Below are 23,315 nucleotides of genomic sequence, written 5' to 3'. Positions count from 1 at the left end.
TCCTTTGAGGCCTGTATGAAAGGGCTTTCAACGACATTTTTTGCAAGCAGGGGGCTCACATTGATTTTTTTGTCATTTATGTGAGCGAACACCATGGCCAAGGGGCGGGTGTTAACCAGATAGCAACATGGCGAGAAGAGGCAGGGGCTAAGACAAGGATGAGTGGCTGGCGTTTTTTTGAGCCGTCATCTGCCATGGCGGATGACGGTTCAAGGCGGAGGGGACAGGGGGAGGACTAGAAGGGATCGTTGCTTTCGTCCTTGGTGGGCTCCAGACTCCAGCCGGTGGCATCCGCACTGTTGGCGATCTGGCCCTTCTCTTTCCACAGTTTGATCTTGAGGCGCAGGTTGTTGGCCGAGTCGGCGTTTTTCACCGCTTCTTCCTCCTCTATCACCCCTTCCACCACCAGATCGAACAGGGCGCTATCGAAGGTGACCATGCCGAGCGCTCTGGATTTCTCCATCACCTCTTTCAGGCTGCCAAATTCGCCGCGTTTGATCATGTCGCGGATGGTGTGGGTGCCCAGCATGATCTCCACCGCCGCCCGGCGGCCACCGTCTGTGGTTTTCACCAGTCGCTGGGAGACAAAGGCCTTAAGGTTGTTGCCAAGATCGTTGAGCAACTGTGGCCGGCGCTCTTCCGGGAAGAAGTTGATGATGCGATCCAGCGCCTGGTTGGCGTTGTTGGCGTGCAGGGTGGAGATGGCCAGATGCCCGGTCTCGGAGAAGGCAAGGGCATGCTCCATGGTCTCGCGATCGCGAATTTCACCGATGAGGATCACATCCGGTGCCTGGCGCAGGGTGTTCTTGAGCGCGGCGTGGAAGCTGCGGGTATCTACCCCCACCTCCCGCTGGTTGATGATGCTCTTGCGGTGACGATGGACGAACTCCACCGGATCCTCGATGGTGATGATGTGGCCGCCGCTGTTGCGGTTGCGATGGTCGATGAGGGCCGCCAGCGACGTGGATTTGCCCGAGCCTGTACCGCCCACAAACAGCACCAGGCCCCGTTTCTCCATGATGGTGTCGAGCAACACGGGCGGCAGTTTGAGATCCTCAAAGCGGGGGATCTCTGTCTTGATGTTGCGGGCCACCAGGGAGACTTCGTTGCGCTGCTTGAAGATGTTGATCCGAAAACGGCCTATCTGGGGCAGGGAGATGGCGAGGTTCATCTCCAGCTCCCGCTCGAACTGCTGCTTCTGCTCGCCATCCATGATGTCGGCGGCGATCTTGGCTACTTCACCCGGTTCGAGCGACGTCTCGGACAGGGGGCGCAGCCCACCGTTGAACTTGGCACAGGGAGGGGCGCCGGTCGACAGATAGAGGTCTGAGCCGTCCTGCTTGGCCAGGATCTGTAGCATGTCTCGCAATTCCATGGTTTTGCCTCGTCTATCAAGGAGATGCCGTTACTTGGGATGTTATTGAGTGTACAGCCTCAGGCACCGGTGAGTTTCTCGCGAAACACAAAAAACACCGCGCCCATGATGCAAAGGCCGGCCCAGAGGTAATCCCACTTCAGATCCTCTTTCAGATAGAAGACCGAGAAGGGGACAAACACGGTAAGGGTGATCACCTCTTGCAGTATCTTGAGCTGGCCAACACTCATCACTGTATGGCCGATACGGTTGGCGGGGACCTGCAACAGGTATTCGAACAGGGCTATACCCCAGCTCACCAGGGCGGCGATGATCCAGGGTTTGTGGTTCATGCTCTTGAGGTGGGCATACCAGGCGAACGTCATGAAGACGTTGCTGCACAAGAGCAGACCGATACTGGCGAAAATCGGGTTCATTGGGTTCTCCTTGAAAGTCCGGCGCATTTTATCCCTGAACCCCGGGTTTCCATAAGTGGCACGGCAGGGTATTTTTAACCCATCAAGGGTGGGTGATACAGGGATCAGTGGATGGGGAAGAGAGGCTGGGGAGTGTTTGGTCTGCTGCTGGCCTGTCAGGCACAGGGTGCACCAACCCTGACGGTAGCCACCGATGTCTGGCCACCGTTTAGAGTCTTGCAACCGGACGGTCAGTTTCGCGGGTTGGACATGGATATTCTGCAGCGGCTGCAGAGCCGTAGCGGCATACAGTTCGAGGTGAAGCGGGTTCCCTGGGGACGGGCCCTCAAGCAGATGCAGACCGGTCAGGTTGATCTCATGATAGGGGTGGCGATGACGCCGGACAGGGCACAGTTCATCGATTATCTGCAACCCGCCTACTACCAGTGCGGTTCTGCCTTCTATGGCAAGGGCGCCGTGGTGTCGTCTCTTAACACCTATGCCGACCTGCAGGGGCGCAAGGTCGGTCATGTGCTCAACTCCGCCTACTTCGAGCCGTTTGATTCAGATAACAGGCTCGACAAGCACGGCGTACCCACCGAGGATCAACTGCTGCGCATGGTGCAACGGGGCCATTTATCGCTGATGATAGGCACGGATTGCCAGGTGGATTATGCCCTGAGCCAGCACAATGAGGCCGGGCTCATCAAGGCGGCCTATCTGCCACCCAAGCCGGTCATGCTCTATCTGGGCATGAGCAAGCGCTCCCCTCACCACGCCCTGCGGCAGCCGCTGGCGCTGGCGTTGCAGGAGATGGTGGCGAGCGGCGAGATAGGTGCCCTTGCCAAACCTTACCAGCCTTGACCTTGGGTGGTAACGCACTGTTATCATGCGCTTTTCATCCTTGTGCGCCGGGCTGGTCAATACAGCATCGGCGCCGGGCCTTGTACACGTTCGGGGAGCTTCTGTGTATCTCTCTTTGCTCGCCCGCCAGCGACGCTGGCAGCGGGGCTGGTTGTTTTGCCTGACGCTGCTGACCCTGCTGCTCTTTTTCTTCTCCCTTATCTGGGGCGAATTCATGCTGCTGCCCTGGCAGCCCATGGGCGATCTTGAACAACGCATCCTGCTGGAATTGCGGTTGCCCCGTGCCTTGCTGGCCCTGCTGGCGGGGGCGGCGCTCGCCTGCGGCGGCGCCGTGCTGCAGGTGATGCTGCACAACCCGGTGGCCGAACCCGGCCTGCTTGGCGTGTCGAGCGGCGCGGGCCTCGCCGCCATGGTGGCGATGGCCGTGGCCAAGTCCCTCGGTATCTATCTGCCGGGCTGGGGCTTGTCGCTGGCAGCGTTTGGTGGCGCCCTGGCGGTGACCATGCTGCTCATTCGGCTGGCGCGTCGGGCCAGGCTCGGCCATACCCGTCTGCTGCTGTTCGGGGTCGCCATCGGCATCCTCACCAATGCGGCCATGACCTGGTTGATGTACTTTGCCGATGACGGCTCTCTGCGCGAATACATGTTCTGGATGATGGGCAGCCTCTCCTATGGCAGCCAGCAACTGGCCTGGTGGTGGCTGGTGCTGCCGCTGACCCTCGGCTGGCTTTGCTGGCAGGGCAGGGCCTTGCAACAACTGCTGCTGGGGGAGACCCAGGCCCGTCTGATGGGGCTGGACGTGGACAGGATGCGGGTGCGACTGGTGCTGGCGGTCTGTCTGCTCACCGGCATTGCCGTGTCGCTATGCGGTGTCATCGGCTTTGTCGGCCTGGTGGTGCCTCATCTGCTGCGTCTGTGTGGTGGCAGCGATCAACGCTTCCTGTTGCCCGCCTCGGCACTGGGAGGCGGCGCCCTGCTGCTGGGGGCCGATCTGGTTGCACGCTCTGCATTAAACGCCGGTGAGCTGCCCATCGGTGTCATCACCGCCTCGGTCGGCGCCCCGCTCTTCATCTATCTGCTGCTGAGGCAAGATGCCAATGCTACCGCATAAATACCGCCCCGAATGCCGACATGCTCAAGTTGTCTACCCGCTGTTGAGGCAAGATGCCGATGCTGCCCGCTGATCCCTCTTCGCTTGAGTCAGCCTCCCTGATCGAGGCGCGAGCCCTTGCCATCCCGGAGCGACTGGCTGCGCTGGATCTCGATTGGCAGGGCGGTCAGCTGGTGGCCCTGCTCGGCCCCAACGGCAGCGGCAAATCCACTCTGCTTGGCGCCCTGGCCGGTATTTTGCCCGCCGCGGGCACAGTGCGGCTTGGCGGGGTGGCGATCCGCGAGCTGAGCTGGCCGGAGCTGGCCCAGCGCCGCGCCATGCTGCCCCAGCGCCAGCCCCAGCTGTTTCATATTCCTGTGTTTCAGGTGTTGGCCATAGGGCTGGATGAGCGGGTGCAGGTCAGGCAACCGGGCGATGTGAAGCAGGCCCAGAGCTACGCCGTCGACGCCCTGTGCGATGCACTGGAGCTGAGCTCGCTACTGGCGCGGGACTTCAGTCGCCTCTCCGGCGGGGAGCAACAGCGGGTGCTGATCGCCCGTACCCTGCTGCAGGTGTGGCCCGGCCTCAATCCGGCGGGGCGAGTCTTGCTGCTGGACGAACCGCTGGCGGGGCTGGATCTGCACCATCAGCTGGCGCTGTTGCGGCTGCTGAAATCGTTGGCACGGCAGGGGCTGCTGGTGGTGCTCGCCATCCATGACATCAATCTGGCCATCGACTGGGCGGATCGGATCCTCTGTCTGCAACAGGGGCGCGTAGTGAGCGAGGGGGGCGTCGATGTCATCGACGAAGCCTTGCTGGAGCGGGTGTTCCAGATCAAGACCGACCGCATTGAGGCGGCTGGTCGGGTCTGGTTTATGCCCAGTTTGTAAGCGGGGTATAGAGGAAAGAGTGCGCGTGTAGGGTCGATTAGCGAAGCGTAATCGACCGACTGCAAGAAGAAGGGGCCGGTATCAACAATACCGGTCCCTTTGGTTTTATTCGCAGTTCAAGCCTGTTTGCTCAGGCGTACCTGGGCGGCCTCTGCCAGCATGGCCAGCAGCGTCTCTGTGTCGCTCCACGACAGGCAGGCATCCGTGATGCTCTGGCCGAAGGTGGCAGCGCAGCCATTCTCCACATCCTGACGACCTTCCACCAGGAAGCTCTCGGCCATGATGCCGGCGATGCCGGTACGGCCGCGGCGCAGCTGATCGCAGATGTCCTGGGCCACCAGCAGCTGACGGCGGTGATCCTTCATGCTGTTGCCGTGGCTGAAATCCACCACCAGGCGCTCCGGCAGGCCCACGTCGGCCAAGGCTTCGCACGCCTCGTCGATGCTGGCGGTATCGTAGTTGGGTCTGTGGCCGCCACGAAGGATCACGTGGCCATAGGGGTTGCCGGCGGTGCGGTAGATGGTCATCTTGCCGTCCTTGTCCGGGGAATAGAAGATGTGGCTGTGGCGGGCGGCGCGCACCGCATCGATGGCGATGCGGGTGTTGCCGTCGGTGCCGTTCTTGAAGCCGACCGGACAGGAGAGGGCGGAGGCCATCTCGCGGTGTACCTGGGATTCGGTGGTACGTGCGCCTATGGCACCCCAGGTGATGAGATCGCTGATGTACTGGCCGGTCACCATATCGAGAAACTCGGTGGCGGTGGGCATGCCGATCTTGTTGATGTCGACCAGCAGCTTGCGGGCCAGTTTCAGCCCTTCGTTGACATCGAAGCTGCCATCGAGGCGCGGATCATTGATGAGCCCCTTCCAGCCGACGATAGTGCGCGGCTTCTCGAAGTAGGTGCGCATTACGATGCAGAGGCTCTCTTTGTACTGCTCGCGCAGGGCGTTGAGGCGATGGGCATACTCGTGGGCGGCGGCCGGATCATGGATGGAGCAGGGGCCGACGATGACCAGCAGGCGCTGATCCTCACCGGCCAGAATGGCTTCCACTTCGCGGCGGGCATCCAGCAGGTTCTGGGCAACGGTGTCGTTTAACGGGAAGGCGTGCGCGAGCTCGCTTGGAGTGATCAGGGACTCCAGGCGACGGGTGCGCAATTCATCGGTGTGAATGGACATACGACTCAATTCTCGAGTGGGTGGCGTGGGCTGTAGCGTTGACCGCGTGCCGAAATTGCAAGGGGATAAAATAAAGCAAAATGCCCCTGATGGAAACCTCGAGGGGCTCTGATAGGATGTGAACCCCAAAACGACGCCAAATGAGGTAGATAGCGTGGCAAAGCCAGGAGCAACCGGGGTTACCCGCATCATCAACGCAACCGGTTACAGCATGAAGGGGCTCAAGTCAGCCTGGGTCAACGAGGCGGCTTTTAGGCAAGAGCTGATGTTGATCCTGCTGCTGATGCCGTTGGCCTTCTGGCTCGGGGACTCCCTCAACCAGATCCTGCTGCTGGTGGCCATCAGCTGGCTGGTGGTGATCGTCGAGGTGCTCAACTCTGCCATAGAGGCAGTGGTAGACAGGGTGGGCTCGGAGCATCACGAGCTGTCGGGCCGCGCCAAGGATCTTGGCTCCGCCGCCGTCTTTATCGCCCTGGCGCTCAACGCCCTGGTGTGGGGCGCTCTAGTGGGACGCAACCTGCTCGGCTGGTGGTAGATTGCGACAGCAACCTTTCTCGTGATTAAGAGACAGGGGCGTCCGATCACGCTGTGCCAATCGAACCGACGCTCTCTGGTTAACCACACAGTACCCGGTCATAAAGAAACCCGCCATTCGGCGGGTTTCTTGTTTACTGCGTTTTGTCGATTGGGTTAGTCGCTTGGCAGCATAGCCCGACGGCTCAATGCAGGATCCGCGCACGTATGGTGCCGTTGATCTCCTTGAGCTTGGCGAGCGCCTTCTCGCTGTGCTCTGTCTCCACGTCGATCACCACATAACCGATATGGCTGCTGGTTTGCAGGTACTGACCGGCGATGTTGATCCCCTCTTCGGCGAAGATCTGGTTGATCTTGTTCATGACGCCCGGCTGGTTGCGGTGAATGTGCAGCAGGCGGCTGGAGCCCTTGTGGCCCGGCAGCGAGACTTCCGGGAAGTTGACGGCGGAGAGGGTGGAGCCGTTGTCCGAATACTTGACCAGCTTGTTGGCCACTTCCAGGCCAATGTTCTCCTGGGCTTCCTGAGTGGTGCCACCGATATGGGGGGTGAGGATCACGTTGTCCAACCCGCGCAGCGGGCTCAGGAACTCTTCGTCGTTGGACTTGGGCTCAACCGGGAAGACGTCGATGGCGGCACCGGAGACATGACCGCTCTTGATGACGTCGGCCAGGGCATCGATATCCACTACGGTACCGCGGGCGGCGTTGATGAAGATGGCGCCCGGTTTCATCATGCGCAGCTGCTCGGCGCCGATCATGTTCTTGGTGGAGGCGGTCTCCGGCACGTGCAGGCTGATGACATCGGACATGTTGAGCAGTTCGACCATGCTCGGCACCTGGATGGCGTTGCCCAGAGAGAGCTTGTTCTCGATGTCGTAGTAGTAGACCTTCATGCCGATGCTCTCGGCTATGATGCCAAGCTGGGTACCGATATGGCCGTAACCTATGATGCCGAGCTTCTTGCCACGGGCTTCCACCGAGCGATTGGCCAGTTTTTCCCACACGCCGCGATGGCACTTGGCGTTTTTCTCCGGGATGCCGCGCAGCAGCAGCAGTATCTCGCCCAGCACCAGCTCTGCGACTGAGCGGGTATTGGAGAAGGGGGCGTTGAAGACGGGGATGCCACGCAGGTGGGCGGCGTCGAGGTCAACCTGGTTGGTCCCGATGCAGAAGCAGCCGATGGCGACCAGCTTGCTTGCGGCATCCAGCACCTTTTCGGTGAGCTGGGTGCGCGAGCGCAGGCCCACGAAATGCACATCACGAATGCGCTCGATCAGATCCTCTTCCGACAGGGAGGTCTTGAGGTACTCCACGCTGGTATAACCTGCGGCACGAAAGGTCTCTACCGTGTTGAGATGCACTCCCTCCAGCAGCAGCACCTTGATTTTATCCTTGTCCAGCGAAAACTTGGCAGTCATGACGATCCCTCTATGTATGCAAAGAATGAGTGCAGATATGGTGTGTGAAGAAAACCGTAAAGTAGCAAAAACGATTGTGAGAGGGAATATTTGTGACGAAAGTCAAATTCTTTGAAGTTTTCAACGATAGTTGTAAACCACAGTTTGCAACTCATTGAGTGATAAATGAAAACGGCGCCATCAGGCGCCGTCATCGATTCGCAGAGCAATGATGTTGTCGAGACAGCCTTATTGGGTGATGACCCCGTCAGGTGTGCCGATCAGTACCACGTCCGCGCCACGGTGGGCAAACAGACCGTTGGTGACCACGCCCACTATGCCATTGAGCTGTACTTCCAGCGCCTTGGCATCCTTGATGGCCATGCCCTTGACGTCCAGTATGATGTTGCCGTTGTCGGTGACCACACCTTCGCGCCACTCGGGGTTGCCACCCAGCTTGCGGATCTCGCGGGCCACGTATTCGCGGGCCATGGGGATCACTTCCACCGGCAGCGGGAACTGACCCAGCACGTCCACAGTTTTTGTGTTGTCGATGATGCAGATGAACTTGTCAGCCACGGCCGCCACTATCTTCTCGCGGGTCAGGGCCGCGCCACCGCCCTTGATCATGTCGCGACTGGCGTTGATCTCGTCGGCGCCATCCACGTAGACGGAGAGGGCATCGATGTCATTGAGGTCATAGACATTGATGCCAAACTCTTTGAGGCGCTCGGTGGAGGCGATTGAGCTGGATACAGCCCCGTTGATCTGGTCCTTCATGGTTGCCAGCGCATCGATAAAGTGGTTGACGGTAGAGCCTGTGCCTACCCCGACTATGGTACCGGGCACCACGTATTTGAGCGCAGCCCAACCAGCCGCCTTCTTCATTTCATCTTGAGTCATGATCGATCCTCTGGGAAAAAGCGGGCGCATTATATCCAAGCATCCCCCCCAGAGCGACTACAGAGGTCACGTTCCGGTCCAAAAATCCCCAAGATGTAAATCGTTTGCCTGTTTATTGAGCCCCCTGGATGGCATCTGGCGTGGCGAGCACGGAATAGAGGCTGTACTAAGAGGGGGAGATGGCAAAAGACAGAGACGGCAGCACAGCCAACGGGGCAGGCACAGGCAGTCGGCACAGGCCGACTGCCTGTGAGGTCATGCAAATTGCCAGCAGCGGCTCGGGGTGATGATCTGCGGCAGCGGCACGTCCCACTGCTCCTGTGGCACGGCATCCACCTGTTGGCAGTCATGGGCGAGACCCAGCGGCTTGGGGCCCAGCTTGTGTTCGTGCCAGCAGGCGAGGGTGCGATCGTAATAGCCGCCCCCCATACCGAGCCGGTTGCCCTCGGCATCGAATGCCACCAGCGGGGTACAGATAAGGTCCAGGGTGCTATGAGGTACCACCTGGGACATATCCAGCTCAGGCTCGGCGATGCCGTAGCGATTACGGGTCATGGGGCTGGTGGCGGTATAGCGCAAGAAGAGCAGGTGACCCGGGGTGAAGGGGTGCAGCACCGGCAGATAGACCTCTTTTTGCTGGGCCCAGAGCCAGTGAATGGCGGGCAGGGGGTTGAGTTCGCCATCGTTGGCCAGGTAGAGGGCAATGCGTCTGGCGGCCAGGATCTCGCTGTGCTGCTTGAACTGGGCAACCAGCTGCTGGGCGGCTTCCTGCTGCTCGGCCTGGCTCAGGCTTTTTCTGCGCAGACGAATGAGCTGGCGCAGGGTTTGCCGCTCATGGGCTTGCTCGGGTTGGGTATCCGGCATGGAGGCTCCTGTATTGTGCACCTGGGTTGAGCAGAGAGTTGGCCGCAAAGGCCTGGTTACCTTAACAAGGCTTGCGAGGGATGAACAGGGCGACAAGCCCGGCGGGGATGGGCTGCCAGGCCGGGTGCAATGCCCGGTCCGGCAGCCGTCCCGGTTATTTGTCCGATGTCTTGCCCATCTGATGCTTGACGAATACAGCCACTATCGCAGCCAGTGCCAGGGCCATGGGATAGAAGCTCATGCTCACCACCGCCAGTGGCGACAATGCGAAGATGGAGCCCAGCAGCAGCGCCTGTGCGCCCCAGGGGATGAGTCCTTGTACCACGCAGGAGAAGATATCCAGCATGGAGGCGGCGCGGCGCGGGGTGACGCCGTGATGCTCCGCCAGCTCCCGTGCTACCTTGCTGGCCACTATGATGGCCACTGTGTTGTTGGCGGTGCAGAGGTTGGTCAAGCTCACCACGCCGGCGATGCCGAGTTCGGCCGCCTTCTCGTTCTGCTCGCCATCGTGCTGGCGGGTAAAGCGGGCAATCAGGGCGCTGATGCGGGCGCTGATCCAGGCCAGCCCGCCCTGGCGTTCCATCAGGGCGCCGAGACCGCCGATCAGCATGGAGAGCAAAAAGATCTCCTGCATGCCGGTAAAGCCCTGATAGATGTCCTTGCTGAACTGGCCCAGCGGGTAACCGCTGATCATGCCCACCGCGCCCGCAGCCACAATGCCAATCCCCAGCACCATGAAGACGTTCATGCCGGATAGAGCCAGCACCAGGATCAACAGATAAGGCATCACCTTGAACAGGTCCGCGCTGGCGGTGGTGGCGGGAGCTTCTCCCACTGAACCCAGGGTCAGATAGAGCAGGATCACTGCGATGGCGGCAGGGGCCGCAATCTTGACGTTCTCGCGAAACTTGTCCTTCATCTCGCAGCCCTGGCTGCGGGTCGCCGCTATGGTGGTGTCCGAGATGATGGAGAGGTTATCGCCGAACATGGCGCCGGAGAGAATGGTGCCGGCCATCAGCACGGGGTCGATACCGGCTGCCTGGGCGACGCCGAGCGCTACCGGCGCCACGGCGCCGATAGTGCCCATGGAGGTGCCCATGGCGGTGGCAATAAACGCAGAGATGAGGAACAGGCCCGGCAGCAGGAACCAGCCCGGGATCAGCGACAGACCGAGCGCGACGGTGGCATCGACCCCACCGGTGGCCTTGGCCACGGTGGCGAAGGCGCCAGCCAGCAGATAGATGATGCACATCGCCATTATGCTGCTGTCACCCACCCCCTTGAAGAAGGTTTCAAGGTTCTTGTTGAACCCCTCTTTTCCCAGCGTCAGTGCCAGCATGACGGCAGGCAGTGCAGCCACGGGGGCGGGCAGCTGATAGAAAGCGAATTCCACCCCCTGCAGGGTGAGCCAGGTGCCGGTACCGATAAAGAGAGCAAGAAAGACCAGAAGAGGCAGCAGGGCTCTGGCGCTGGGTTGGGTCTGGATCATGTATTCCTCTGTGGTTGAACATGACCTCCCTGTCGTCACCAGCCCGGGTTGATGGGATGAGCGTGGCGGGCATCCTGCCGCTGTGGGGCGCCTACAGTAGTGAGTCGGGGGCATTCGGTCAAGATAGACGTCCAGACGGATAGGGCTTTTTATTGGTCAATTCTGATGAGATTGAAATATCAAAAGTATGTTCGGAAAAATTAATCAATGCTGTCAATTGTTCGGTGTTGTCTTGGGACATGCAGGGCACTTTTCACAGACATGTCATTTGGCTGACGGGGCTAATGACACTGAATATCCGGGTTATCTGCGTTTGTGGTAGGCCGCCGACGCCGCCTTGCGCGTGCTGGGCATGGCACTCGCATCTGCAGGCAATGAGGCGGCCTTGATACTCGGTGAGGGCGGCGCTGTTACTGGGTCATTTTCTCCACGGCCTGAACGGCTGCCGCCAGGGCGCGCTTATCGAGGGTCAGGGCAATGTGACCGATATCCGGCACCAGGGTGACGGGCCATTGAATACCGAGCGCTCTTAACTCGGGCTCCAGTTGGTCGGTTTTAAATGCCTCGTCATCGGTGCCCGCAATCACGGCGCAGGGGCGCTTTACATTGCGCAAATTCTGCCGGTAGTCGCGCTCTGGCTGGAAGTTCGAGGCGAGGTTGAAGGAGTAGGAGGGGGTCAGGAGAGCTTTCGCTTCGTCATTGAGCGCAGTTAAGCACGGTCAGATGGTTCAGTGCCGAGACATGCAGCCCGTTAAGCATGCTCAATGCGATCAGGCGAGGAAGGCCGACGCTGACCCAGCCACCACTGTTGGGTCGGTAGTTGGCGGCAGTGGGGCCCAGATACGGGGAGAGGAGCAGGTAGTTGTCAAACAGGGTTTGCCGTGAGCCACCGGCGACGCGCAGCACGAAGCCACCCCTTGACGAGAAGCCTGCGAGGGTGGCGGGTTGACTCGGGGTCACTGCTGCTGAGAAATCTTCCAGATCGTCTTCCAGTTGCCCTATGTAGGCTATCGTGCCTCTCTGGCCCGACTCGCCATGGCCGCGGATATCGAGGGTGTAGGCACCATAACCGGCTTGCGAGAAGGCGCTCGCCAGTATGTGCATGCTCTGGCTGCTGGCCGAGGAGCCATGAACCAGCACAACGCTACCCCTGACATCCTTGGCTGCGGGGGCATAGTGTCGGTAGGCGAGCTCGGCACCGTCACGGGCCTTGTATCTGGCGGGCGAGGGCAGGCCGCTCCAGTCAAGGGTTTTGAAGGGGTTGCTGATACTGGCCATCTCCGGCGCCGGGCCAGGCCCGCCAAACAGCAGCGCCGCCACAAGGGTGACAAGGCCGAGCGACAGCAGGCCCAGTACGCACAGCAATCCCGTATTCATATGTTTATCTCCTGGCGGCAGCGGCGTGGGGTTGAACCTTGTGTCCATCAAGGGAAACCTATCAGATGGCGCCGTCTCTGCCAAACCCCAAACCGCCAGTCTGCAGGGTTGGAATGGCAAGGGGTGGATCAGCCATTTTGAGCGGTTCACCGTCGCGCCCGAACCGAAGAGGGTGTCTCACGGCTTTTCAAAGCCGGCGCAGGCTGGTAAAACGGTCTCTTTCCATAAAACAGATGAGAGGGTGGAGATGGACAATCCGATCCGTGTGGCCGTGATGGGCTGTAATGGTCGTATGGGCAAGGTGCTGCTGGAAGCCATCACCAACGCCGATGGCGTGGTGGTCGGGGCGGCGCTGGAGCGACCTGGCTCTGCCGTGATCGGGCTGGATGCCGGTGAGCTCAACGGTCTGGGCAAGCTGGGTGTGATGATCAGCGACAGCCTGGACAAGGTTCGGGATGAGTTTGATCTCATCATCGACTTCACCCGTCCCGAGGTGACCCTGGCCAACCTGGCCTTTGCCCTGGCCCACCAGAAACAGATGGTGATCGGCACCACAGGTTTTGATGACGCAGGCAAGGCGGCGCTGAAAGAGGCGGGCAAGCAGATCGGCATCGTCTTCGCCTCCAACTACTCGGTCGGCGTCAACCTGGTGTTCAAGCTGCTGGAGCAGGCCGCCAAGGTGATGGGGGATTACACCGACATCGAGATCATCGAAGGACATCACAGGCACAAGGTGGATGCACCGTCCGGCACAGCGCTTTCCATGGGGGAAGTGGTGGCCAAAACCCTGGGCCGCGATCTCAAGGAGTGCGCCGTCTATGGCCGTGAAGGGATCACCGGCGAGCGGGATCGCAACACCATCGGCTTTGCCACCATTCGCGCCGGCGATATGGTGGGGGAACACACCGTCATGTTTGCCGACATTGGCGAGCGGGTGGAGATCAGTCACAAGGCCTCCAGCCGCCTCACCTTCGCCAATGGCGCTGTGCGCGCGGGCAAGTGGCTTGGCCAGCAGGGTGCCGGTCTTTACGACATGCAGGATGTACTCAGTCTGAAATAAGCTGCCTGACGTTCTGGGTGTCATCGCTCCCCCTGCGAGGGGCACCCACTGCCTTGCCAAACCCCGGTTCGCCGGGGTTTTTCGTATTTTCTTGTATAAATGGTGATTACGCCGCTTTTTTTCACCCAAACCATCCAAACTACCTCTTTCTAGAACGGTGGCCTGGCTCCCTTCTGTCAAATGTCATCAAAGCGTAACGAGATTGGGCCTCTACACCCCCTGCAGTCGCATTTTTTCACATGTCATAAAAAAGACTAAAAATTCAAAACAAGAAAAACGTTTTCTATTTTTGCAAGTCACTTATCTGTCATTAAATGACTCTTTTCATGGCTGGTTAGGTTTTTTTATAAATCACACTTGCTTGTTTTTAAAGGGTTAAATGTTGGTTTTTGTGCTTTGAGTGGCACAAGGTGCCACTTTTGTCGCGGGTTCTGACTTTTCTTTTGCTGGAGGGGGTTGCAAAGCGATTTAGTGCATAGATAATGGGTAATGTTGCTTGTTTATTGAATTTAGATGCATTTAAAACGAGAAAAGACGTTGAAATGCGATCATTTTTAAGTAGAATGCGCCCAATTTGCCAGAAATCTGCCGGGTTTGAGCCCTGTTTCAAACAGCGTCCGGACCCGCAACACCCAGGTAAATTGCTGAATTTAAAGCTAAATAACTGGAGGTTGTCTTGAATCACACTGCATTGCTAGTGCTGGAAGATGGAACTGTGTTCAAAGGCGTGTCGATAGGCGCCGAGGGATGTTCCGTTGGTGAAGTGGTTTTCAATACGTCGATGACGGGCTATCAGGAAATCCTTACCGATCCCTCTTATTCCCGTCAGATAGTCACCCTCACTTACCCCCATATAGGCAACACCGGCACCAACAGCGAAGATGAAGAGTCCAGTCAAATCCATGCACAGGGATTGATCATCCGGGACCTTCCGATACTTGCCTCCAATTTCCGCAATCAGCAATCCCTCTCCGATTACCTCAAGTCTCACAACATCGTTGGCATCGCCGACATCGACACCCGCAAACTGACCCGCATCCTGCGCGAGAAAGGCGCCCAGGCTGGCTGCATTTATGCAGGCAAAGAGGTGGCGGGCAAACAGGTCGATGAGGCATATGCCCTCGAACAGGCCCGCGCCTTCCCCGGCCTCAAGGGGATGGACTTGGCCAAGGAAGTGACTGTGTCAGACGCCTACGCCTGGACCGAAGGCAGTTGGCAGCTTGGCAAGGGGCACGTCACCCCGGCGGCCGATGAACTCAAATACCACGTGGTAGCCTACGACTTTGGCGTCAAGCGCAACATTTTGCGGATGCTGGTGGATCGTGGCTGCCGTCTGACGGTAGTACCGGCCAAGACACCGGCCGCCGAGGTACTGGCGATGAATCCCGATGGCATCTTCCTCTCCAACGGCCCCGGTGACCCCGAGCCGTGTGACTATGCCATCGACGCCATCAAGGCTTTTCTCAACACCAACACGCCGGTATTTGGCATCTGCCTGGGTCACCAGTTGCTGGGTCTGGCCTCCGGCGCCAAGACCATCAAGATGAAGTTCGGCCATCACGGCGCCAACCATCCGGTGAAGAGCCTGGATGACAACACCGTCATGATCACCGCCCAGAACCACGGCTTTGCAGTGGACGAGAGCTCACTGCCGGATTGCCTGCGCCCCACCCATGTCTCTCTGTTTGACGGGTCCTTGCAAGGCATCCACCGCACCGACCGTCCGGCCTTCAGCTTCCAGGGTCACCCCGAAGCGAGCCCGGGCCCGCACGACTGTGCCGGTCTGTTCGACCACTTTATTGAATTGATCAAGCAGTATCGCGCTTAAGAGGAAAAGAGAAGCCATGCCAAAACGTAACGACCTACAGAGCATCCTGATCCTCGGCGCCGGCCCCATCGTCATCGGTCAGGCCTGCGAATTTGACTACTCCGGCGCCCAGGCCTGCAAAGCCCTGCGCGAGGAGGGCTACCGCGTCATCCTGGTGAACTCCAACCCGGCCACCATCATGACCGACCCCGAGATGGCCGATGCCACTTACATAGAGCCCATCACCTGGGAAGTGGTACGCGAGATCATCAAGAAAGAGCGCCCGGATGCCGTGCTGCCCACCATGGGTGGCCAGACTGCATTGAACTGCGCACTGGATCTGGAAAAGCATGGTGTGCTGGCCGAGTTCGGTGTCGAGATGATCGGTGCCACCGCCGACGCCATCGACAAGGCCGAAGATCGCCGTCGCTTTGACATCGCCATGAAGAGCATTGGCCTCGAGTGCCCGCGCGCCGGCATCGCCCACAACATGGAAGAGGCGTGGGGCGTGCAGCAGATGGTCGGCTTCCCCTGCATCATTCGTCCCTCCTTTACCATGGGTGGCTCGGGCGGCGGCATTGCCTACAACACCGAAGAGTTCGTCGAGATCTGCGAGCGCGGTCTGGACTTGTCGCCGACCAAAGAGCTGCTCATCGACGAGTCGCTCATCGGCTGGAAAGAGTACGAGATGGAAGTGGTGCGGGATCGCAACGACAACTGCATCATCGTCTGCACCATCGAAAACTTCGACCCCATGGGCATCCACACCGGTGACTCCATCACGGTCGCGCCAGCCCAGACGCTGACTGACAAGGAGTTCCAGATCATGCGCAACGCCTCCATGGCGATACTGCGCGAGATCGGCGTCGAGACCGGCGGCTCCAACGTCCAGTTCGGTATCAACCCGAAAGATGGCCGCATGGTCATCATCGAGATGAACCCGCGGGTGTCCCGCTCCTCTGCGCTGGCCTCCAAGGCGACCGGCTTCCCCATCGCCAAGATTGCGGCCAAGCTCGCCATCGGTTACACCCTCGACGAGCTGATGAACGACATCACGGGCGGTCGTACTCCGGCCTCCTTCGAGCCGGCCATCGACTACGTGGTCACCAAGGTGCCGCGCTTCAACTTTGAAAAGTTCGCCGGTGCCAACGACCGTCTGACTACCCAGATGAAGTCGGTCGGTGAAGTGATGGCCATCGGTCGCAACTTCCAGGAGTCCCTGCACAAGGCGCTGCGCAGCCTCGAGACCGGCAAAACCGGCTTCGACCCCATGGTTGACCTCAATGCCCCGGACTCCCTGACCCGCATTCGTCACGAGCTGCAGGACGCCGGTTGCGACCGTATCTGGTATATCGCCGATGCGTTCCGTGCCGGTCTCTCCATGGACGGCATCTTCAAGCTGACCAAGATTGACCCCTGGTTCCTGGTGCAGATAGAAGATCTCATCAAGCTGGAAGGGCAGGTGAAAGAGCGCGGCATTGCCGGTCTCGATGCCGACTTCCTGCGCGCCCTGAAGCGCAAGGGCTTCGCCGACGCCCGTCTGGCCAAGATCCTCGGCGTGGCCGAGGGCGAGGTGCGCAAACTGCGTGCCCGCCACAACATCTTCCCGATCTACAAGCGGGTCGATACCTGCGCGGCCGAGTTCGCCACCAACACCGCCTACATGTATTCGAGCTATGACGAAGAGTGCGAGGCCAACCCGACCAATCGTGACAAGATCATGATCATCGGCGGCGGCCCGAACCGTATCGGTCAGGGGATCGAGTTTGACTACTGCTGCGTGCATGCGGTACTGGCCCTGCGCGAAGACGGTTACGAGACCATCATGGTCAACTGCAACCCGGAGACCGTCTCCACCGATTACGACACCTCCGACCGCCTCTACTTCGAGCCGGTGACCCTGGAAGAAGTGCTGGAAATCGTGCGCATCGAGAAACCCAAGGGCGTCATCGTCCAGTACGGCGGCCAGACCCCGCTCAAACTTGCACGGGCATTGGAAGCGAACGGTGTGCCGATCATCGGTACCAGCCCGGATGCCATCGATCGCGCCGAAGACCGCGAGCGCTTCCAGTCCGCCGTTGAGCGCCTCGGCCTCAAGCAGCCGGAAAACGGCACAGTCACCGCGTTGGAGCAGGCAGTGCTGACCGCCGAGCGGATCACTTACCCGCTGGTGGTGCGCCCCTCCTACGTGCTGGGTGGCCGCGCCATGGAGATCGTCTATGACGAGACCGACCTGCGTCGCTACTTCGCCGAGGCGGTGAGCGTTTCCAACGAATCGCCGGTACTGCTGGACCGCTTTCTGGACGATGCCACCGAGCTGGACGTGGATGCCATCTGTGACGGAGTGGACGTGGTCATCGGCGGCATCATGGAGCATATCGAGCAGGCCGGTATCCACTCCGGTGACTCCGGCTGCTCCCTGCCGCCCTACACCTTGTCCAAGAAAATTCAGGACGAGATCCGCGAGCAGGTGCGCAAGCTGGCACTGGAACTCGGTGTGGTCGGCCTGATGAACGTGCAGTTTGCGGTCAAGGGCGATGACATCTACCTCATCGAAGTGAACCCGCGTGCCGCCCGTACCGTGCCCTTCGTCTCCAAGGCGACCGGTGCGCCGCTGGCCAAGATTGCCGCCCGCGTCATGGCCGGCCAGAGCCTGAAAGATCAGGGCTTTACCACCGAGATAATCCCGCCTTACTACTCGGTGAAAGAGGTGGTACTGCCGTTCGCCAAGTTCCCTGGGGTTGACCCGCTGCTGGGGCCAGAGATGCGCTCTACCGGTGAAGTAATGGGGGTGGGCAGCAGCTTTGCCGAGGCCTATGCCAAGGCCCAGCTGGGTGCCAGCCATGCGGTGCCGAAAGAGGGGCGCGCGCTGTTGTCTGTGCGTCACAGCGACAAGGCGCTGGTGGTTGATTTGGCTGCCAAGCTGCTGGAGCTGGGCTACGAGCTGGATGCCACTCACGGCACCGCAGTGGCGCTGGGTGAAGCGAGCATCAACCCGCGCCTGGTCAACAAGGTACACGAGGGTCGCCCGCACATTCTCGACCGCATCAAGAATGGCGAGTACACCTATATCGTCAACACAGCCGAAGGGCGAGTGGCGATCCAGGACTCCAAGCAGTTGCGCCGCGCCGCCTTGCAGCACAAGGTGGCTTATACCACCACTATGAATGAGGCGTTTGCCACCTGCATGGCCATCAGCATGGATGCCACCGCCAACGTGAACTCGGTGCAGGAGCTGCATCAGAAGGTGAAAAACCGCTAAGCATTGCGTAACAAGGGCAGGGGAGTCGTTCTCTCCTTCTTTGCACAACACTTGCGAACCCTGAAAAACCCCGCCAGCGATGGCGGGGTTTCTGTTTTTTGGCGCCAGCACTGAGTAAAGAGTATTGGCCTGATTTCACATATATAGGGATAGATAATCCCTTAAAGTGAACTAAATGTGACAATAATTGCGAAATGTTCGATTTATACCGCAATCTTTGCAATCACTCACCCGCCCCGTCTCTCTATACTGGTTTCTCATCACATAAGGTCGTCTGCGCCTGCAATAGCGGGGTGCGAGGATCAGGGCCAGTTGCTTATCCGGTAGCCGAGGCCGTCCCCTTTTACCCAGAGGGGCCACAGGAAACCGGTTGTGGGGTTACCACCTGCGCAACCGTCAGGGCCAGCGTTACCGCGCAAGCCAGCTTCCCCCTCCTTACCCCGTTTGCTTGCCTGCCCAGTCGCGTCGTTGCTCACCTTCATTGCCCGCAACGGCGCCGCGCCTCAAGGACATCAGCCAAGGGAATCTGAATATGAGCTTCGATCATCGCAAATACCGCCCCGCCCCCGTTATTGCACTGGCGGACCGTCAATGGCCCAACCAGGTGATGACGCGGGCGCCGCTCTGGTGCGCCGTGGACTTGCGCGACGGCAATCAGGCGCTGGTCGAACCCATGACGGTGGCCCAGAAGCTGCAAATGTGGGCGTTGATGGTCCATGTCGGTTTCAAGCACATCGAGGTGGGGTTCCCGGCCGCTTCCCAGCCCGATTTTGATTTCGTACGCGAGCTCATCGAGCGGGATCTTATCCCGGAGGACGTCACCATCCAGGTGCTGGTGCAGGCCCGCGAAGATCTGATCGCCCGCACCTTTGAATCGCTCAAAGGGGCCAAACGGGCCATCGTCCACGTCTACAACTCGGTCAACCCGACCCAGCGCAACTATGTGTTCAACTCAGGGCGCGAGGGGGTAAAGGCCATCGCCGTGCAAGGCGCGCGCTGGGTGCGAGACCATGCGGCCCGCAACCCTGGCACAGAGTGGAGTTTTCAATATTCCCCCGAGAGTTTCAGCAGCACAGAGGTGGAGTTCGCGGTAGAGGTGTGCGACGCCGTCATCGACGAGTGGCGCCCTGCTGGCCGCCCCATGATCCTCAACCTCCCTGCCACGGTCGAGGTGAGCACCCCCAACGTGTTCGCGGATCAGGTGGAGTGGTTCTGCTGCCACCTCAAGGCGCGCCCCGAGGTGAGCATCTCCATCCACACCCACAACGACAGAGGCTGCGGGGTGGCCGCCGCCGAGCTGGCTGTGCTGGCGGGGGCCGATCGCATCGAGGGCACCCTGCTTGGCAACGGCGAGCGCACCGGCAACATGGACATAGTCACCATGGCCATGAACCTCTACAGCCAGGGGATTGATCCCGAGCTGGATCTCTCAGACATGGACGCCATAGTCGCTACTGTGGGCGCCTGCACCCAGATAGCCTTGCACCCGCGCCACCCCTACGCGGGCGAGCTGGTCTACACGGCGTTTTCCGGCAGCCACCAGGATGCGATTCGCAAATCTCTGGCGGCCGAGAAACCCGATGCCTACTGGGACGTGGCCTATCTGCCCATCGATCCCGCAGACCTTGGCCGCAGCTACGAGGCGGTGATCCGCATCAACAGCCAGTCCGGCAAGGGGGGCGTCACCTATCTGCTGGAGCGCGACCTTGGCCTGCAACTGCCGCGCTGGCTGCAAATCGACTTCAGCCGTCGGGTCCAGGCACAGGCCGAGGCAAGCAGCAGCGAAATCAGCCCGGAACAGATCCGTGCCCTGTTTGAGCAGCATTACCTCGAGCCAGTACACGGCTATCGCATTGGTCGCTTCCAGCTTGGTCACGACAGTCAGGAGAGTCTGCGCCTCGAGTTGCAGACCCCGAACGGCACCTTGCACCTGAGCGGCGAAGGGGAGGGGGCCATCACTGCGCTGGTCAACGGCTGGGAGCGCCAGACCGGGATGCACATCGACGTGCTCGATTATTCGGAACATGCCCTCACCGCCGGCACAGAATCTCGCGCCGCCGCCTATGTGCTGCTCAGCGTCGATGGCCAGCGCATGTGCGGGGTCGCCATCGGCCGCGACGTGGTCAACGCCTCCCTGCAGGCGGTGATCAATGGTGCGGCGCAAATTGAGGCCCTGCGCCAAACGGCTTGAGTGCATGTCGCCAAAGAGCCCATCCGCTTGCAGCAGCCCCGCCCATCCGACGGGGCTGCTCGATTGCGCCAGCGGGTGCTGCGTCAAGGCATCTGCGCCTTCAGATCCGCCTGTCAATCCTCTACAATGAGCGCCTGTTTACGTTCGGAGCCGCTCCGCTCGTGTGACTCTCGTGTGCCGGGCGCCCAGCGCCTTGCCCCTGCATCGGAAGCCTTGATGATATTTTCCTCACCCCTTGTTCCCACTCGGCTCGCCATCCTGCCTCTCTTTGCAATCCTGTTGCTTGCCGGGTGTGCCAGCGACCCGACGGCGCCCAAGCAAGATGTCGCCATGAGTGCCCAGCAGGCCAAACAACCTATCGCCATGCAGCCACGCAAACCGGCAGACATGAAGAGCCGCATAGTGCAGTTCTTGCCGCGTCAGGTGCCAGACAAGCAGGGCTGGGCCAATGATGTGGTGACGGCGCTCTCGACGCAGGGAGTGACGGTAAGCGATCACAATGTCTGCACTGTGCTGGCGGTGGCCGAGCAGGAGGCCACCTATCAGGCCGACCCCGTGGTGCCGGGCCTTGGCAAGATTGCCTGGAAGGAGATAAATGCCCGCGCCGCCAAGCTGCTGATCCCTGAATTCGTGGTGCGCACGGCCCTTGGCATCAAGTCCCCCACCGGCAAGAGCTATGCCGAGCGCATCGACAAGCTTCGCACCGAGCGGGAGATGAGCGAGATCTTCGAGGACATGATCAGCATGGTGCCCATGGGCAAGACGCTGTTTGGCAACATGAACCCGGTGCATACCGGCGGCCCCATGCAGGTGAGCATCGCCTTTGCCGAGGCAAATGCCCGTGGCTACCCCTATCCCGTCAAGGATTCCATTCGCCATGAGGTGTTCAGCCGTCGTGGCGGTATCTGGTTCGGCACCAAGCACCTGTTTGGCTATCCCGCCGACTACCCGGATACCCTCTATCGCTTCGCCGACTTCAATGCGGGCTGGTACGCCAGCCGCAACGCCGCCTTCCAGGCTGCCGTCAGCCGACTGAGCGGCAAGCCCCTGGCGCTGGATGGGGATCTTGTCCGCTATGACTCAGACTTGCCGGGCAAGACTGAGCAGGCTGTCTATACCCTCGCCAGTCGGGTCAATATGAGCAAGCAGGCGATCCACCAGAGCCTGCGCAAAGGGGATACCGCCGAATTTGCCCAGACCGACCTCTATCACAGGGTTTTTACCCTGGCCGACAAGCAGGCCGGCAAGCGGCAACCCCGCGCCATCCTGCCCGGCATTCAACTCAAGAGCCCCAAGATCACCCGCAACCTGACCACCGCCTGGTTTGCCAAGCGAGTGGATGACAGGGAGCAAGCTTGCGTGAAACGGCTGGGATCCTTGTAATCGCAAAAACAAAGGCGGCCAGTTGCCGCCTTTGTTCATGAACGCAAATACCTTAGAGAAGAAAACTTAAACAATGTCATCATCTATAGCATCAAACCTTGTATGCCCATCAACCTCAACATCCAGAGAGCGATATAGCATTTTATGTATCTTAAGTTGTTGTGCCCTCTTGACTTCCCCCCTTGATACGGATGCTTGATCTAGAAAAGACCAAATGAATGTACTAAGAGAGCTCATTTTTATACCAATAGCACCAACATGATAAAGACAAATTAGCATCTTGTTTAAAACCTCTGTGAGTTTTGTTTCACCTGTAGTTTCCAAATACTCTTTAGATGAAATAACACATGGGTCGTTATTATTTTGTGCGCATAAATCGGATATTACATTATCTAAGCGAGGTCCACTAAGTATGGAACGAGTGAATGTATGTGGTAGACCGCGTAATATCTCTACAGTCTCATCGAAAGATGGGTATATCTCCCCCCATTCCTCTTTCAATGATTTGAGTCTTTTTTCTGAATATTGAGCTTCTGCTGCATATATAGAACGCCATGATACACAGTCTCTACCGTAAGCTGCCTTAAAACACTCATTTATAAATTGCAATACATCTCTAGGTCTATGTAGAGTTCTTTCAAGAATAAAGTCTGCGGAGGTTTGATCTTTCCCCTTCTTTGCTGAAGGGAATATATCATCAAAGGATACCTGATCTCTTGTATACTGCTTTCGGAATACCTCATTTATTCTCTTTTCAATAAGCTCTCTTAATTCCCCTTTATCCCAATGAATTTGGAGTATATAAGATTCATATTTCTCTTCTTGAAATCCAGGGCTTCTTGTCATATCAAAGACTAAATCAAGAAGATCCTTTCTCATGGCTGCGATGATTTTAACATTCTGCAAATTTCTAAATGTTTTGATTTCTTCAATAAGTGCCCTGATGAATCTACACCTTGTTTCTGTGTTGGCCCAGTGTTCATCTAGTTGATCTATTAATATATAGAAGCGTTTCTGAGGGTCACTGAAAGAGTGGACAGATAGTAGTTCTAATATTTCATTTAGTTTCTTAATTTGCATGCCGCTTACAATTTGACTAGCCCGTTGCTTTACTTCAATTTTTTCCTCATCACTGAGTTTCTTAGCTCCCTGCAAACTTAGATCAAGACTATTATATTTTACGCCTAAATAGCTGTTCCGAACAGTAGATCACCGGAGGAAGGGAACTCAGTCCAGTTTGTGCGATCTCATTAGTC

19 protein-coding genes are annotated in these 23,315 nt (G+C 58.8%); 9 read left to right on the top strand and 10 right to left on the bottom strand.

The window, feature by feature from the left end:
- Positions 1-235: 235 nt before the first annotated feature.
- Entirely contained in the window at positions 236-1,375 is a 1,140-nt protein-coding gene (gene tapW, locus AXW79_RS17150) for a type IVa pilus ATPase TapW (RefSeq protein ID WP_011898593.1), read from the bottom strand.
- Positions 1,376-1,434: 59 nt separating this feature from the next.
- Entirely contained in the window at positions 1,435-1,791 is a 357-nt protein-coding gene (locus AXW79_RS17145) for a DMT family protein (protein ID WP_005314602.1), read from the bottom strand.
- Between the two features lie 111 nt (positions 1,792-1,902).
- Between AXW79_RS17145 and AXW79_RS17140 the strand changes: the two genes are divergently transcribed.
- The 3 genes from AXW79_RS17140 (at position 1,903) to AXW79_RS17130 (ending at position 4,614) form a co-directional block, all read left to right on the top strand.
- Positions 1,903-2,634: a substrate-binding periplasmic protein gene (locus tag AXW79_RS17140; protein ID WP_005314604.1), complete on the top strand. Its 732-nt coding sequence runs from the start codon at positions 1,903-1,905 to the stop codon at positions 2,632-2,634.
- A gap of 103 nt (positions 2,635-2,737) precedes the next feature.
- Positions 2,738-3,745, top strand: a complete 1,008-nt coding sequence (gene btuC, locus AXW79_RS17135; protein WP_005314605.1) for a vitamin B12 ABC transporter permease BtuC — start codon at positions 2,738-2,740, stop codon at positions 3,743-3,745.
- 59 nt (positions 3,746-3,804) lie between these two features.
- Entirely contained in the window at positions 3,805-4,614 is an 810-nt protein-coding gene (locus AXW79_RS17130; RefSeq protein ID WP_005314614.1) for an ATP-binding cassette domain-containing protein, read from the top strand.
- A 116-nt stretch (positions 4,615-4,730) separates the two neighbouring features.
- Here AXW79_RS17130 and AXW79_RS17125 read toward each other — a convergent pair whose 3' ends face one another.
- Positions 4,731-5,792: a 3-deoxy-7-phosphoheptulonate synthase gene (locus tag AXW79_RS17125; RefSeq protein ID WP_005314616.1), complete on the bottom strand. Its 1,062-nt coding sequence runs from the start codon at positions 5,790-5,792 to the stop codon at positions 4,731-4,733.
- A 154-nt stretch (positions 5,793-5,946) separates the two neighbouring features.
- On the opposite strand from AXW79_RS17125, the gene AXW79_RS17120 reads away from it, so the two are divergent.
- On the top strand, positions 5,947-6,327 hold the full coding sequence (locus AXW79_RS17120; RefSeq protein WP_005314618.1) for a diacylglycerol kinase: 381 nt from the start codon (positions 5,947-5,949) through the stop codon (positions 6,325-6,327).
- A 184-nt stretch (positions 6,328-6,511) separates the two neighbouring features.
- Here the strand turns inward: AXW79_RS17120 and serA are convergent, their stop codons facing one another.
- The 6 genes from serA to AXW79_RS17095 all read right to left on the bottom strand — a co-directional run bounded on the left by serA (position 6,512) and on the right by AXW79_RS17095 (position 12,356).
- On the bottom strand, positions 6,512-7,744 hold the full coding sequence (serA, locus tag AXW79_RS17115) for a phosphoglycerate dehydrogenase (RefSeq protein WP_005314621.1): 1,233 nt from the start codon (positions 7,742-7,744) through the stop codon (positions 6,512-6,514).
- Between the two features lie 228 nt (positions 7,745-7,972).
- Positions 7,973-8,626, bottom strand: coding sequence for a ribose-5-phosphate isomerase RpiA (rpiA, locus tag AXW79_RS17110; protein WP_005314623.1), 654 nt, complete (start codon positions 8,624-8,626; stop codon positions 7,973-7,975).
- 255 nt (positions 8,627-8,881) lie between these two features.
- Entirely contained in the window at positions 8,882-9,490 is a 609-nt protein-coding gene (locus tag AXW79_RS17105; protein ID WP_005314624.1) for a 5-formyltetrahydrofolate cyclo-ligase, read from the bottom strand.
- Positions 9,491-9,644: 154 nt separating this feature from the next.
- Complete coding sequence (locus AXW79_RS17100; RefSeq protein WP_005314627.1) at positions 9,645-10,979, bottom strand: Na+/H+ antiporter NhaC family protein; 1,335 nt, start codon at positions 10,977-10,979, stop codon at positions 9,645-9,647.
- 410 nt (positions 10,980-11,389) lie between these two features.
- Positions 11,390-11,593 carry a hypothetical protein gene (locus AXW79_RS23845; RefSeq protein ID WP_005314628.1) on the bottom strand — a complete coding sequence of 68 codons (204 nt, stop codon included), beginning with the start codon at positions 11,591-11,593 and terminating at the stop codon, positions 11,390-11,392.
- An 82-nt stretch (positions 11,594-11,675) separates the two neighbouring features.
- Complete coding sequence (locus tag AXW79_RS17095; RefSeq protein ID WP_005314630.1) at positions 11,676-12,356, bottom strand: alpha/beta hydrolase; 681 nt, start codon at positions 12,354-12,356, stop codon at positions 11,676-11,678.
- A gap of 247 nt (positions 12,357-12,603) precedes the next feature.
- Between AXW79_RS17095 and dapB the strand changes: the two genes are divergently transcribed.
- The 5 genes from dapB (at position 12,604) to AXW79_RS17070 (ending at position 22,059) form a co-directional block, all read left to right on the top strand.
- On the top strand, positions 12,604-13,416 hold the full coding sequence (dapB, locus tag AXW79_RS17090; protein WP_005314633.1) for a 4-hydroxy-tetrahydrodipicolinate reductase: 813 nt from the start codon (positions 12,604-12,606) through the stop codon (positions 13,414-13,416).
- Positions 13,417-14,092: 676 nt separating this feature from the next.
- Positions 14,093-15,244, top strand: a complete 1,152-nt coding sequence (carA, locus tag AXW79_RS17085) for a glutamine-hydrolyzing carbamoyl-phosphate synthase small subunit (protein ID WP_005314635.1) — start codon at positions 14,093-14,095, stop codon at positions 15,242-15,244.
- Positions 15,245-15,260: 16 nt separating this feature from the next.
- A complete protein-coding gene (gene carB / locus AXW79_RS17080; RefSeq protein ID WP_005314637.1) occupies positions 15,261-18,485 on the top strand; it encodes a carbamoyl-phosphate synthase large subunit in 3,225 nt (1,074 codons plus the stop codon).
- Positions 18,486-19,017: 532 nt separating this feature from the next.
- Positions 19,018-20,676 carry a 2-isopropylmalate synthase gene (gene leuA, locus AXW79_RS17075; RefSeq protein WP_005314639.1) on the top strand — a complete coding sequence of 553 codons (1,659 nt, stop codon included), beginning with the start codon at positions 19,018-19,020 and terminating at the stop codon, positions 20,674-20,676.
- Positions 20,677-20,892: 216 nt separating this feature from the next.
- Positions 20,893-22,059 (top strand): DUF1615 domain-containing protein, encoded by a 1,167-nt coding sequence (locus AXW79_RS17070; protein ID WP_042467990.1) that lies wholly within the window; start codon positions 20,893-20,895, stop codon positions 22,057-22,059.
- 66 nt (positions 22,060-22,125) lie between these two features.
- Here AXW79_RS17070 and AXW79_RS23050 read toward each other — a convergent pair whose 3' ends face one another.
- Positions 22,126-23,214 carry a P-loop ATPase, Sll1717 family gene (locus AXW79_RS23050; protein WP_050804903.1) on the bottom strand — a complete coding sequence of 363 codons (1,089 nt, stop codon included), beginning with the start codon at positions 23,212-23,214 and terminating at the stop codon, positions 22,126-22,128.
- Positions 23,215-23,315: the final 101 nt, after the last annotated feature.

It is taken from the genome of Aeromonas salmonicida subsp. salmonicida (assembly GCF_001643305.1).
Classification (GTDB): Bacteria; Pseudomonadota; Gammaproteobacteria; order Enterobacterales; family Aeromonadaceae; genus Aeromonas; species Aeromonas salmonicida.
The sequence above is the reverse complement of the archived record's forward strand: the minus strand, read 5'-3'. Positions and strand labels throughout refer to the sequence as shown.